The organism is Streptomyces sp. NPDC091371 (genome assembly GCF_040684275.1).
In the GTDB taxonomy this organism is placed as follows: domain Bacteria; phylum Actinomycetota; class Actinomycetes; order Streptomycetales; family Streptomycetaceae; genus Streptomyces.
On the sequence record NZ_JBFBFP010000035.1, the window covers coordinates 46,496 to 59,446 of the forward strand.

The 12,951-nt window shown below is 70.1% G+C and carries 10 protein-coding genes and 1 pseudogene; 5 read left to right on the top strand and 6 right to left on the bottom strand.

Annotated elements, in window-relative coordinates:
* Positions 1-29: 29 nt before the first annotated feature.
* On the bottom strand, positions 30-950 hold the full coding sequence (gene rfbD, locus AB0O21_RS29315; protein WP_365175868.1) for a dTDP-4-dehydrorhamnose reductase: 921 nt from the start codon (positions 948-950) through the stop codon (positions 30-32).
* 162 nt (positions 951-1,112) lie between these two features.
* Here rfbD and rfbA point away from each other — a divergent pair, with 162 nt between their 5' ends.
* Both rfbA and rfbC read left to right on the top strand, forming a co-directional pair.
* Positions 1,113-1,988, top strand: coding sequence for a glucose-1-phosphate thymidylyltransferase RfbA (gene rfbA, locus AB0O21_RS29320; protein ID WP_365175869.1), 876 nt, complete (start codon positions 1,113-1,115; stop codon positions 1,986-1,988).
* Positions 1,985-2,584, top strand: a complete 600-nt coding sequence (rfbC, locus tag AB0O21_RS29325) for a dTDP-4-dehydrorhamnose 3,5-epimerase (RefSeq protein ID WP_365175870.1) — start codon at positions 1,985-1,987, stop codon at positions 2,582-2,584. The genes rfbA and rfbC overlap by 4 nt, the downstream gene beginning before the upstream one ends.
* Positions 2,585-2,643: 59 nt before the next feature.
* On the opposite strand, the gene AB0O21_RS29330 is transcribed toward rfbC, so the two are convergent.
* The 5 genes from AB0O21_RS29330 to rpsL form a co-directional block, all read right to left on the bottom strand.
* Positions 2,644-3,000: a hypothetical protein gene (locus AB0O21_RS29330; protein WP_365175871.1), complete on the bottom strand. Its 357-nt coding sequence runs from the start codon at positions 2,998-3,000 to the stop codon at positions 2,644-2,646.
* A gap of 226 nt (positions 3,001-3,226) precedes the next feature.
* The gene (gene tuf, locus AB0O21_RS29335; protein WP_365175872.1) at positions 3,227-4,420 is read right to left on the bottom strand and encodes an elongation factor Tu; all 1,194 of its coding nucleotides are present in this window, start codon (positions 4,418-4,420) and stop codon (positions 3,227-3,229) included.
* 149 nt (positions 4,421-4,569) lie between these two features.
* Positions 4,570-6,702 carry an elongation factor G gene (gene fusA, locus AB0O21_RS29340; protein ID WP_365175873.1) on the bottom strand — a complete coding sequence of 711 codons (2,133 nt, stop codon included), beginning with the start codon at positions 6,700-6,702 and terminating at the stop codon, positions 4,570-4,572.
* 39 nt (positions 6,703-6,741) lie between these two features.
* A complete protein-coding gene (gene rpsG / locus AB0O21_RS29345) occupies positions 6,742-7,212 on the bottom strand; it encodes a 30S ribosomal protein S7 (protein WP_007265894.1) in 471 nt (156 codons plus the stop codon).
* Positions 7,213-7,214: 2 nt separating this feature from the next.
* The gene (rpsL, locus tag AB0O21_RS29350; RefSeq protein WP_007265893.1) at positions 7,215-7,586 is read right to left on the bottom strand and encodes a 30S ribosomal protein S12; all 372 of its coding nucleotides are present in this window, start codon (positions 7,584-7,586) and stop codon (positions 7,215-7,217) included.
* A gap of 376 nt (positions 7,587-7,962) precedes the next feature.
* On the opposite strand from rpsL, the gene AB0O21_RS29355 reads away from it, so the two are divergent.
* The 3 genes and pseudogenes from AB0O21_RS29355 to AB0O21_RS29365 all read left to right on the top strand — a co-directional run bounded on the left by AB0O21_RS29355 (position 7,963) and on the right by AB0O21_RS29365 (position 12,940).
* Positions 7,963-10,431 (top strand): YfhO family protein, encoded by a 2,469-nt coding sequence (locus tag AB0O21_RS29355; RefSeq protein ID WP_365175874.1) that lies wholly within the window; start codon positions 7,963-7,965, stop codon positions 10,429-10,431.
* A 186-nt stretch (positions 10,432-10,617) separates the two neighbouring features.
* A pseudogene (locus AB0O21_RS29360) lies at positions 10,618-10,842 on the top strand (Crp/Fnr family transcriptional regulator); the annotation flags it as partial.
* A gap of 142 nt (positions 10,843-10,984) precedes the next feature.
* A complete protein-coding gene (locus AB0O21_RS29365) occupies positions 10,985-12,940 on the top strand; it encodes a hypothetical protein (protein WP_365175875.1) in 1,956 nt (651 codons plus the stop codon).
* Positions 12,941-12,951: the final 11 nt, after the last annotated feature.

Below are 12,951 nucleotides of genomic sequence, written 5' to 3' on the forward strand. Positions count from 1 at the left end.
CCTCTCACGTGCGGTTTTGTCGCGCTGGTTCACTTGGCGGAATTCCCGGTGACGTCCGGGACCAGACCGGCGAAGGCCTGCCGGGTCATCGCCTCGGCGAGCTGGGCCCGCCAGTCGGCCAGCGGCTCCAGTCCGGCCGCCGACCAGCGGTCGTGGCCCAGCACGCTGAAGGCGGGGCGGACCGCGGGGCGGACGAACGCCTCCGACGTGGTCGGCCGGATCCGCTCGGGATCGAGCCCGGCCAGCCGGTACGCCTCGCGCGCCAGCCCCATCCAGGTGGTCCGGCCGCTCGCGGTGCCGTGGTAGATCCCGCCGGGGGCGCGGCCCTCCAGCGCGGCCCGGCCGAGCTCGGCCAGGCGGCGGGCCAGGGCGCGGGACCAGGTGGGCTGGCCGTGCTGGTCGTCGACCACGTCCAGGGTGTCCCGCTGGGCGGCCAGCTTCAGCATGGTGGCGACGAAGTTCGGGCCGTGCTCGCCGTACAGCCACGCGGTCCGCACCACGTAGCCGTCCTTCGGCAGCAGCTCCGCGACGGCCCGCTCGCCGACGAGTTTGCCGCGCCCGTAGGCGTTGACCGGACCGGTCCCGGCGTCCTCCGGGTACGGCTGCGCGGCGTCCCCCGGCAGCACGTAGTCGGTGGAGACGTGCAGCAGGCGCGCTCCGGTGGCGGCGCACGCCTCGGCGAGGACGCGCACGCCGGTGCCGTTGACGGCCGTGGCTGCGTCCTCGGCGCTCTCGGCGCCGTCCACATCGGTCCAGGCGGCGCAGTTCACGACGACGGCGACGCCCTCGACGGCGGCCCGGACGGCAGCCCGGTCGGTGATGTCGAGATCGGTACGGCCGAGGCCGACGGCCTCGATGCCCTCCTCGCCGAGCACGGCCAGAACGTCCCTGCCGAGCATTCCGGCGGCTCCGGTGACGAGCCAGCGCCCCGCGCCGGGGTTCGCCCTCATCCCCGCACAGCCGGATTCGTCTTGCCGGCGACCTTCGTGAAGCCGCCTCCGCCGATCACGAAAATGCACATAATACGAGGAGTCTAGAGGAGTCTGGCGCACCTCGGAATCGCGTACCCCGCGCCCAACTCCGCCCGTGCTCCTCTCACTTAGGGCTGATCCATGCGTGGAATCCTCTTAGCCGGCGGCACCGGATCAAGGCTCTGGCCGCTGACCCGGGCAGTCTCCAAACAGCTGCTGCCCGTCTTCGACAAACCGATGGTCTACTACCCCCTGTCCACGCTGGTGATGGCCGGGATCAGCGAGATCCTGATCATCACCACCCCGGACGACCGCGACCAGTTCGAACGGCTGCTCGGCGACGGTTCGCAGTTCGGCCTGCGGCTGGAGTACGCCGTCCAGGAGCGCCCCGAGGGCATCGCCCAGGCGTTCCTCCTCGGCGCCGACTTCATCGGCGACGAGTCCGTCGCGCTGATCCTCGGCGACAACATCTTCCACGGCAGCGGCCTCGGCACCCGCCTCGCGGAGCACACCGGCGCCAAGGGCGGCCGGGTGTTCGCCTACCCGGTGGCCGACCCCACGGCGTACGGCGTCGTCGAGTTCGACGCGAAGGGCCAGGCCATCTCCATCGAGGAGAAGCCGGACAGGCCCAAGTCCCGCTACGCGGTGCCGGGCCTGTACTTCTACGACAACCGCGTCGTGGAGATAGCCCGCGACCTCAAGCCCAGCGACCGCGGCGAGCTGGAGATCACCGCCGTCAACGACGCCTACCTCCAGGCCGGCGAGCTGCACGTGACCGTCCTGGACCGGGGTACCGCCTGGCTCGACACCGGCACCTTCGTCTCGATGGTGCAGGCCTCCGAGTTCGTCCGCGTGATCGAGGAGCGCCAGGGCTTCAAGATCGGCTGCGTCGAGGAGACGGCCTGGCGGGCCGGACTGATCGACTCCGCGCGCCTGCGCGCGCTGGCCGAGCCGCTGGCGAAGAGCGGCTACGGCGACTACCTGCTGCAACTGCTCGCCGAGGAGGACGCCCGGTGAAGTTCCGCGAACTCTCCATCGAAGGCGCCTTCGAGGCCACCCCGCAGCTGCACGGCGACCCGCGCGGCCTGTTCACCGAGTGGTACCGCTTCGACCGCCTCGCCGAGGCCGTCGGCCACCCGCTGCACCTGGCGCAGGCGAACCTCTCCGTCTCCTCGGCCGGCGTGGTCCGCGGCATCCACTTCGCCGACGTACCGCGCGGCCAGGCCAAGTACGTGACCTGCGTGCGCGGCGCCGTGCTCGACGTCACCGTCGACCTGCGCGTCGGCTCCCCCACCTTCGGCCGGTGGGAGGGCGTCCGCCTCGACGACGTGGACCGCCGCGCGGTCTACATCCCCGAGGGCCTGGGGCACGGCTTCTGCGCGCTGACCGACGACGCCACGCTCGCCTACCTCTGCTCCGAGACCTACAACCCGGCCGGCGAGCACGCCGTGCACCCGCTCGACGCCGAGCTCGGCATCGAGTGGCCGGCCGAGGTCCCGCTGCTGTCCCCCCGGGACGAGGCCGCCCCCTCCCTGGCCGAGGCCATCGCGACCGGGCTGCTGCCCGACTACGCGGCCTGCGCGGAGTTCACGGCGTCGCTCCGCGTGAGCTGACCCGCCGCCCCACGGAAGAGGGCCGCACCCGGTGCGCACGGGGTGCGGCCCTCCGCGCGTCAGTGGACCACGGAGAAGCTGCGCCACGGCAGGCTGCCGGTGGCCGTCACGTTCGAGGTGGAGGTCGGGATGTAGATCCCCTCGGCCCTCTCCGACTTCTGGCAGTTCGGCGTCCGGTACAGGATCACGTCGACCAGCGTGTTGTTCTCCACGTGGGCCGCACCGTGCGGGAGCCGGATCTTGTGGCAGCCCTGCACGGGGGTGTTCGAGTACGTGAGCACGACCGGGGAGTCGTGGGCGCGGAAGCTGAGCGTGCCCACGGTGGTCTTGCCGGCCGAGCAGGCCGTGGCCGTGGCCGTGAGCAGCAGCGCCGCCCCGGTGATGACGCCGGCGTGCCGGAGCTGGAGCTGGAACATGACGCGGTCCTCGTCTGTGCGGTGCTGCCTGCGGTGTCTGCCCGTGACCGCAGCATGGCCCGCCGCGCGGCGGGAGGCATCCGCAGCGCATCCGATGGGATGACGACCGGACGGGTGAGGCCCCCCGGAACGCCGAAGGGCCCCGCCCCACCGCCGAAGCGGTGGGCCGGGGCCCTCCAGTGGAACTTGGTGCCCGCCTCAGCGAGCTACCAGGTCAGAACACGAATTACTTCGTGATCTTGACGACCTGGCCGGCGCCCACGGTACGACCACCCTCACGGATGGCGAACTTCAGGCCCTCCTCCATGGCGACCGGCTGGATCAGCGCGACCGACATCTCGGTGTTGTCGCCCGGCATGACCATCTCCGTGCCGGCCGGCAGGGTGACGACACCCGTGACGTCCGTGGTACGGAAGTAGAACTGCGGACGGTAGTTGTTGAAGAACGGGGTGTGACGGCCACCCTCGTCCTTCGACAGGATGTAGGCCTGGGCCTCGAACTCGGTGTGCGGGGTGACCGAACCGGGCTTGATGATGACCTGGCCGCGCTCGACGTCCTCGCGCTTGATGCCACGGAGGAGCAGACCGACGTTCTCGCCCGCCTGGCCCTCGTCGAGGAGCTTGCGGAACATCTCGATACCGGTGACCGTGGTGGTGGTCTTCTCTTCCTTGATACCGATGATGTCGACGGTCTCGTTGACCTTCAGGACACCACGCTCGATACGGCCGGTGACGACCGTACCGCGACCGGTGATCGTGAAGACGTCCTCGACGGGCATGAGGAACGGCTTCTCGGTGTCACGCGGCGGGGTCGGGATGGCCTCGTCGACGGCGTCCATCAGGCCGAGGAGCTTGTCGCCCCACTCCTTGTCGCCCTCGAGCGCCTTCAGCGCGGAGACGCGGACGACCGGCAGGTCGTCGCCCGGGAACTCGTACTCGGAGAGCAGCTCACGGACCTCGAGCTCGACGAGCTCCAGGATCTCCTCGTCGTCCACCATGTCGGCCTTGTTCAGGGCGACAACGATGTACGGAACGCCGACCTGGCGGGCCAGGAGCACGTGCTCCTTGGTCTGCGGCATCGGGCCGTCGGTGGCGGCGACCACGAGGATCGCGCCGTCCATCTGCGCGGCACCGGTGATCATGTTCTTGATGTAGTCCGCGTGACCCGGGCAGTCGACGTGGGCGTAGTGACGCGCCTCGGTCTGGTACTCGACGTGCGCGATGGAGATGGTGATACCGCGCTGGCGCTCCTCAGGAGCCTTGTCGATCTGATCGAAGGCCGAGGCCGCGTTCAGGTCCGGGTACTTGTCGTGCAGCACCTTGGTAATGGCGGCCGTGAGGGTCGTCTTACCGTGGTCAATGTGACCGATGGTGCCGATGTTGACGTGCGGCTTAGTCCGCTCGAACTTCGCCTTCGCCACGGGGGTCCTCCTGAGAGTGGTTCTGTACGCCTTGATCGTCGGCGCCAGGTGATCTTTGCTGGATAGCCGGCTCCCCCGGGGCAACGGGAGGGTTACTCCTGTTGCCCCAGAGGTTCCGGTGGCAAGCCTAAAGCGTGAACTCGGAAGAGTTACTCGCCCTTGGCCTTCGCGATGATCTCCTCAGCGACGTTCCGGGGAACCTCGGCGTAGGAGTCGAACTGCATCGAGTAGCTGGCGCGACCCGAGGTCTTGCTGCGGAGGTCGCCGACGTAGCCGAACATCTCCGAAAGCGGCACGAGGCCCTTCACGACGCGAGCGCCGTGACGCTCCTCCATGGCCTGGATCTGGCCACGGCGGGAGTTGATGTCGCCGATGACGTCACCCATGTAGTCCTCGGGCGTGGTGACCTCTACGGCCATCATCGGCTCGAGGAGCACGGGAGAAGCCTTGCGCGCGGCCTCCTTGAAGGCCTGCGAACCGGCGATCTTGAACGCGAGCTCGGAGGAGTCGACCTCGTGGTAGCCACCGTCGAGAAGCGTGACGCGAACGCCCGTCATCTCGTACCCGGCCAGGATGCCGAACTGCATGGCTTCCTGCGCACCGGCGTCGACCGAAGGGATGTACTCCTTCGGGACGCGTCCACCGGTGACCTTGTTCACGAACTCGTACGCCGGACCATCGGTCTCGGTGATGGGCTCGATCGCGATCTGCACCTTGGCGAACTGACCGGTACCACCGGTCTGCTTCTTGTGCGTGTAGTCGTGGCGCTCGACGGCCTTGCGGATCGTCTCGCGGTACGCGACCTGCGGCTTGCCGACGTTGGCCTCGACCTTGAACTCGCGCTTCATACGGTCGACCAGCACCTCGAGGTGCAGCTCGCCCATACCGCCGAGGATGGTCTGGCCCGTCTCCTCGTCCGAGTGAACGTGGAAGGAGGGGTCCTCCTCCGCGAGACGCTGGATGGCGACACCCAGCTTCTCCTGGTCACCCTTGGACTTGGGCTCGATGGCGACCTGGATGACCGGGGCCGGGAAGTCCATGGACTCCAGGATCACCGGGCTCTTGTCGTCACACAGCGTCTCACCGGTGGTGGTCTGCTTCAGGCCCATGACGGCGACGATGTCACCGGCGCCCACCGCGTCGATCTCTTCACGCTTGTTGGCGTGCATGCGGTAGATCTTGCCGATGCGCTCCTTCTTGCCCTTGACGGAGTTCAGCACCGCGGTGCCGGCCTCCAGGCGGCCCGAGTAAACCCGGACGAAGGTGAGCTTACCGAGGTGCGGGTCGCTCATGATCTTGAACGCGAGCGCGGCGAGGGGCTCCTCGTCGGACGGCTTGCGCTTCACGACCACCTCGGCGTCGCGGACGTCGTGGCCCTCGATGGCCTCGATGTCCAGCGGCGACGGCAGGTAGCGGACGACGGCGTCGAGCAGGGGCTGAACACCCTTGTTCTTGAACGCCGTGCCACAGAACACCGCAGTGATCGTGGGCTCGCCCTTGCCCTTGCCGGAGCCGAGGATGATGCGACGGACGGCGGCGTGCAGCTGCTCGACGGAGGGCTCGTTGCCCTCGAGGAACAGCTCCATGATCTCGTCGTCGTTCTCGGCGACGGTCTCGACCAGCTTGCCGCGCCACTCTTCAGCAGCCTCGGTGTGCGTGGCCGGGATGTCGACGATGTCGTACATCTCGCCCTTGGTCGCCTCGGCGGACCAGACGAACGCCTTCATCGTGACGAGGTCGACGACACCCTGGAAGTCGGCCTCGGCACCGATGGGGAGCTGCATGACGATCGGAACCGCACCGAGGCGGTCCTTGATCATGTCGACGCAGCGGTGGAACTCGGCGCCGGTGCGGTCGAGCTTGTTGACGAAGCAGATGCGCGGCACGCCGTAGCGGTCCGCCTGACGCCAAACGGTCTCGGACTGCGGCTCAACGCCGGCCACACCGTCGAAGACGGTGACGGCGCCGTCGAGGACGCGGAGCGAACGCTCCACCTCGACGGTGAAGTCGACGTGACCGGGGGTGTCGATGATGTTGATGGTGTGGTCAACATCTTCGAGCGGCCAGTGGCAGGTCGTAGCGGCAGACGTGATGGTGATACCACGCTCCTGCTCCTGCTCCATCCAGTCCATCGTGGCGGCGCCGTCGTGGACCTCACCGATCTTGTACGACACACCGGTGTAGAACAGGATGCGCTCGGTGGTGGTCGTCTTGCCCGCGTCGATGTGGGCCATGATCCCGATGTTGCGGACCTTGGCCAGGTCAAGCGAAGTGGTAGCCATAAGGCTTCGGTCTTCTCTCGGTCTCGATGTGGGGTGGGACTACCAGCGGTAGTGCGCGAAGGCCTTGTTGGACTCGGCCATCTTGTGCGTGTCCTCGCGCTTCTTGACGGCAGCGCCAAGACCGTTGGAGGCGTCGAGCAGCTCGTTCATCAGGCGCTCGGTCATGGTCTTCTCACGACGGGCGCGGGAGTAACCCACGAGCCAGCGGAGGGCCAGGGTCGACTGACGACCCGGCTTGACCTCGACGGGGACCTGGTAGGTCGCGCCACCGACACGGCGGGACTTGACCTCGAGGGACGGCTTGACGTTCTCCAGCGCGCGCTTCAGCGTGATGACCGGGTCGTTGCCGGTCTTCTCGCGGAGGCCTTCCATGGCGCCGTAAACGATGCGCTCGGCGGTGGAGCGCTTGCCGTTCAGGAGGATCTTGTTGATGAGCGAGGTCACCAGAGGAGATGCGTAGACCGGGTCGATGATGACCGGGCGCTTCGGGGCGGGGCCCTTACGAGGCATTCTTACTTCTCCTTCTTGGCGCCGTAGCGGCTGCGGGCCTGCTTGCGGTTCTTGACAGCCTGGGTGTCAAGCGCACCGCGGATGATCTTGTAACGAACACCCGGCAGGTCCTTCACACGGCCACCACGCACGAGCACGATCGAGTGCTCCTGCAGGTTGTGTCCCTCACCCGGAATGTAAGCGGTGACCTCGATGCCGGAGGTCAGACGCACACGCGCGACCTTACGGAGCGCCGAGTTCGGCTTCTTCGGGGTGGTCGTGAACACACGCGTGCAGACACCACGACGCTGGGGCGAAGCCTCGAGCGCGGGGGTCTTTGTCTTCTCGACCTTGTCCTGCCGGCCCTTACGGACCAGCTGCTGGATCGTAGGCACTACTTCTCCGGTTTCTGTGTGCCGTGTAGTGAAGCTAACCTGGAACTTTGCCGACCCACGCGGTCGGGTGTGTCGGATCCTGCACGCCTTCACCGAGGTGAAAGAGGGCGCGGATCGCGGTGTGGTCTTCTCGGCTCACCGCGGGGTCTGAAGCACACGCGGGAGCCCAGGGCACACCCCAGGCACAAGGTCAGAGCGTACCTACCTCACAGAGGTAGGTCAAAACAAATGCCCAGCACGAAAACACACCGGGCGCAAGGCGGAAGCACCGGCCACTTCGGCCCGGCGGGCCGCCCCACACCGGCGACCTAAAATGGCGGCTTGCCTTCGAGCACGTCGAGCACGTCGAGCAGCAGGGAGCAGGACATTGGGGACCGTGGCACCGGAGCCGACCACAGTCGACTCTCCTCCCCCCGGCCCGACCCGGCCCTCCCGCCGCCGCACCGCCCGGCTCTACGGGCCCCTGCTCGCCTTCCTCATCACCTCGGCCGCGTTCTGCACGGCCTGGGTGGCACGCGGCACGTTCCCCTTCGGCAACACCGGCCGGGCCATCAACGACCAGGCCAACCAGTACATCCCCTTCCACCGGGCGCTGTGGGACCTGGTCCACGGCCAGGCCGCCGGTGACGTGCTCTTCACCTGGCGGGGCGGCTTCGGCCAGCAGTTCCTGTCCGACTACTACACGTACCTCGGCAACCCCTTCTCCTGGCTGACCGTCCTCGTCCCCCGGGCCCACGTCGACCTGGCCGTCTTCGCGATGACGCCGCTGACGATGGGCACCGCCGCCGCCCTGATGGCGGTCTACCTCGGCAAACTGCAGCCCGGCCCGTGGTGGCAGCGGGGCGTGCTCGGAGCCACGTACGGCCTGTGCGGGTGGGCGCTCAGCGACGCCTCCTACATCCCGATGTGGCTGTGGGGCCTGGTGGCGCTGCCCATGCTCGGCATCGCCGTCGAGTGGTGCCTGGAGGAGCGCCGCTGGCCGGGCGTAGCCCTGCTCGTCGGGCTCGCCTGGTTCGGGAACTTCTACACCGCGATGATGGCGACGATGGCCGCCTGCGTCCTGCTGGCCATCCGCCTGATCACCCGCGACATGACGGGAGCCCAGCGACTGCGCGCCCTGTGGCGGGCCGCAACCGCCGCGGCGACGGGCATCCTGCTCACCCTCCCGCTCCTGCTCCCGTCGTTCCTCTCCAGCGGCTCCGCGCAGCCCACCAAGGCCGGCGCCTTCGACCCGGTCCGGATCGAGATCTTCCTCTCCGGCATGCTCCCGGCGACCCACCTGTGGGGCGGCCGGCCCCGCCTGTACATCGCCTCGCTCGGCCTGATCCTGGCCGGCTCCTTCCTCCTGAACACGCGCATCGCGATGAAGACCCGCCTGGTCTGGGCGGCGGCGACGGTCCTCGTACTCGTCTCGTTCCAGTTCCCGCCCACCCAGTACGCGTGGCACGGCCTGGCCGTCCCGAACGGCAACCCGTACCGCGAGGCCTTCGTCTTCAGCGGCATGGTGGTGATCGTCGCCTGGCTGGCCCTGGCCAACCGGCCGCGCCCCCTGCACCTGGCCCTGGTCGCCGCCCTGCTGGTGCTGGCCGCCTTCGTGCTGCGCCGCACCGACGACTTCGGCGGCTGGACCTGGCCCGCCGTCCTGGGCGGCGGCGCGGTCTCCCTCCTGGCCCTGGTGCTGCTCGCGCTCGGCGAGAAGCGCCGCCACCTGGTCCCGGTGGCCGCAGTCCTGATGGTCGGCGTGGTCTTCGCCGAGTCCGCGGCGGCCGCCGTCAACGCGGACTCCCGCCGCGCCCGCGAGCGCTGGGCGAAGCCCGTCGCCACCTCGAACGAGTCGATCAACAACCACTTCGACGCCGTCCGCGACGTGGACGGGTGGCCCGCCTACCGGACCGACTCGGGCGCGCCGCAGACCTCGTACAACGACGCCCTCGCCCTCCGGGCGGAGGGCCCGCAGTACTACAGCAGCTACCTCCCCGAGGCCACGTACCAGGCCCTCGAACCCCTCGGCTACGGCTTCAAGAACGACGGCCGGACCTTCTTCGGCGCCGACAACCCGGTGCTCGACGCGATCTTCTCCATCGGCGCCCGCGTCCGCCCCGGGACCGCCCCGAACTCCTGGACGGGCTCCACCTTCCCCGCTCCCCCGCTGGTCACGGTGCGCACCGCCCCCTACGCCTCACCCAATCCGGCGGACAGCGTCTTCGCCCGCCAGGAGAACGTCCTCGGCGCCACCGTCTACCAGGTCCCCGAGGTCACCCGCGGCGGCAGCCCGCAGACCCAGACGTACGAAGCCCAGTGCACCCCCGGCTCCGAGGCCTTCTGGTACTCCCCCGACCTCTACGGCACCCTCACCGCCAACGGCACCGGGAAGACCCTGGAAGACCAGATGACCGGGGTCATCCCCCTCGGCCCGGTCCCCGCCTCCGGCAAGCTCGGCATCACGGTGGACACGAAGACCAAGGACGCCACGGCCGGCTCCCACCCCCTGGGCTGCCTGAACCGCGCGGCCCTCGACCGGACCGTCAGCCGGCTCACCACCACCGGAGCGACCGGGGTCGACACGGGCGGCCACACGATCACGGCGACCCTCCCCCAGGGCAGCAGCGGCACCGCCGTCCTGGCGATGACGAACGTCCCCGGCTGGCAGTGCTCGGCCCCGATCCGCGACTTCCACGGGCTGGTCTCCCTGGACCTCCCCGCGGGCACCACGAAGCTCTCCTGCACCTTCACCCCGAAGGGCCTGACCCCCGGCCTGGCCGGCGGCGCCCTCGCCCTGCTGACCCTGGCCTCCGTCACGATCGCGGGCCGCCTGCACCGCCGCCGCGCGAACCCGGCCCGGTAGGGTCTCAGCCCGCAAGGCCCCGGCCCGGTAGGGCGTGTCCCGCCCGGCCTTCCGTACGGTTTCCGGCCACTTTCCGCCCAGGCCCGCCGCACGCTGGGTGATCGTCCGTGGTCAATCCTGCGGTTCCCGGGCAGCGCCCCGCCCCCGGTCGCTACATTGACCGCCCGGACGGATCTGGGGGACCGCATGCCTTTGGAGAACCTCCCCGGCGACGGAGGGCTGGACGACCGCGTCCCCTTCCTGGCCCGGCTGGAGCAGGAGGACAGCACCGCGTTACGCGCGCTCGGCCGCACCATGGAGTTCGCGCCGCGCGACCCGCTGATCCACCAGCACGAACCCTCCTCGCACATCCTGCTGGTCCTGCACGGCTGGACCAAGGTGACCGTCGCCGCCGCGAACGGATACCGCGCACGCCCCCGAGCACCCCGACGGCCAGGACCAGCCGGAGACCCCCGCCGCGCCGGCCGCCGCGGCCGCGGGCGCCTCCGAGGAGCCCTCGCCCCAGAACGCCTACGACGCCCGCCGCGACCTGCTGCGCGGCATCCCCGAGACCATGCGCGGCGGCGTCTCCGGCGGCACCTTCGCGGGCGGCTCCACCCACGGCATCAGCGGCGGCGCCTTCCAGGGCAACACCTTCAACTTCCACGCCGGCGGCCCCGGCACCACGCACGCCGCGGGCGAGATCCCCCGGGCCACCCTCACCCACCTCGACGAGGTGTTCGTCGACACCGGCAGCAACTTCGAGGACCTGCTCGGCCGGCTCCGCAAGGAGCGCGTCCTCGTCCTGACCGGACCCCGCTTCACGGGCCGCCGTACCGCCGCCCTCATGCTGCTGCACCGCCTGGGCGTCGCGTCCGTCCACGCCCTGGACCGCGGCACCTCCCCCGACCGGCTCGCCGGCCGGCTCACGGGCGAGACGGCCCGCGGATACGTCCTGCTCGACCCGATCACCGAACGCGGCCGGCCGCTGCGCGACACGGACCTGCTGGCCGCCCGCGACGAGCTCGGCGAGCACGGCCTCCTGGTCATCACCGCCGACCCGTACGCCCACCTCGACGGCATCGACGGCCGGCCGTGGCAGCCCCCCGCCATCGAGGCCGTCCTGCACTCCTCCCTCTCCGCTGTGGTGACCGACGGCGCCGAGGTGGACCGGCTGCTGTCCCTGCCCGCCGTCACCACCTTCCTGGGCCACCACCACCAGCTGCGGGAGGCCGCCCGGTTCGCGATCGCCCTGGGCCGCTACTCCCGGCACGGCGGTGACCCCACGGAGGTCGAGTACTTCTCCCAGGGCGCCCTGGAACTCCAGATCCAGGACTGGTTCGAGGACGGCGACGGCACCCTGGACCTGCGCGACAAGGCCTTCCTCGTGGCCCTCGCCGCCTTCCACCGGGGCCCGTACGCCCTCACCGCGGAGCTCAGCGACCTCCTGTTCGGGCTCCTGCAGCACACCGAGGACCCGGACCGGCCGCCCGCGGTCCCCGTCTTCGGCACCAACCCCGCCAAGCGCCTCCAGCTGGCCCGCGCCGTCCGCTACCCGCAGGAGGAGCAGACCGAGTGGGGCCCGGTCACCCAGTCCATGGCCCGGTTCGCGGACGACCGCGCCGCCGCCGTCCTGCTCCGCGAGGTGTGGACCGGACACCCCTCCGCCCGGCCCGCCCTGGTCGGCTGGCTGAAACTGCTCGCCGCCGACGGACGGTCCTTCGTACGCACCCGGGCCGCCTCCACCGCCGCCCTCCTCGCCCTGCACGACCTGCCCTCCGCGATGGCCCTGGTCATCGAGGACTGGGCCCGCTCCGACCGCCCGTGGCTGCGCATCGGCGCAGTCAACGCCCTCGCGCTCGCCCACTTCGTCGGCACCCCGAACATCCCGCGGATCATCGACCGCTGGTGCGCCGACACCGGCGGGCCCCCGCACCTGCGCTGGGCCGCGATCCGCGTCCACGGCCTGATCGGCGACGAACGGCCCGTGGAGACGATCACCGCCCTGCGCTCGGCCGTCCGCGCACCCGGCGGCGACGATCCGGCCATGCGCGGCGAACTCGCCCAGTCCGTCGAACTGATGCTGCTCTCCGACGCCCGCGACGCCGTCCTCGACGAACTGCTGCGCACCCTGCCCGAGGACCTGGGCGCCGTCCGCGACCTGACCCTCGACGGCTTCCTGCGCGCCTGCGCGCACACCGAGGACGACGAACCGTACGGCCGCCCGCTGGTCCTGGCCTGGTACGCGCGGGCCGCCACCGACCGGCCCTCCTCCTCCCGGGGCATCGCCACCCTGTGGCGGGCCGCCCTCGACGGCCCCGGCAACCAGCCCGCCCTCGACCTGCTGCACGGCTGGGTGGCGGCCGCCGACCGCGACCGCGACACCGAATGGGCGCTCGCCGCCCTGCTCCCCGCCCTGGTCGCCACCGACAACGAACGCAGCCGACTGGCCCACCTGCTGCGCTCCCGGCTGCACGGCGAGGTACCCGCCGTCGCCGCACGCCTGCTGACCGTTCTGCCGCACCACTGAACCGAGGAGAA

Excerpts from the sequence above, each read along its gene's own strand:
- rfbD (WP_365175868.1), bottom strand. The coding sequence starts at position 950 with ATGAGGGCGAACCCCGGCGCGGGGCGCTGGCTCGTCACCGGAGCCGCC.
- rfbA (WP_365175869.1), top strand. The coding sequence starts at position 1,113 with ATGCGTGGAATCCTCTTAGCCGGCGGCACCGGATCAAGGCTCTGGCCG.
- AB0O21_RS29330 (WP_365175871.1), bottom strand. The coding sequence starts at position 3,000 with ATGTTCCAGCTCCAGCTCCGGCACGCCGGCGTCATCACCGGGGCGGCG.
- fusA (WP_365175873.1), bottom strand. The coding sequence starts at position 6,702 with ATGGCTACCACTTCGCTTGACCTGGCCAAGGTCCGCAACATCGGGATC.
- rpsG (WP_007265894.1), bottom strand. The coding sequence starts at position 7,212 with ATGCCTCGTAAGGGCCCCGCCCCGAAGCGCCCGGTCATCATCGACCCG.
- AB0O21_RS29365 (WP_365175875.1), top strand. The coding sequence starts at position 10,985 with ATGCGCGGCGGCGTCTCCGGCGGCACCTTCGCGGGCGGCTCCACCCAC.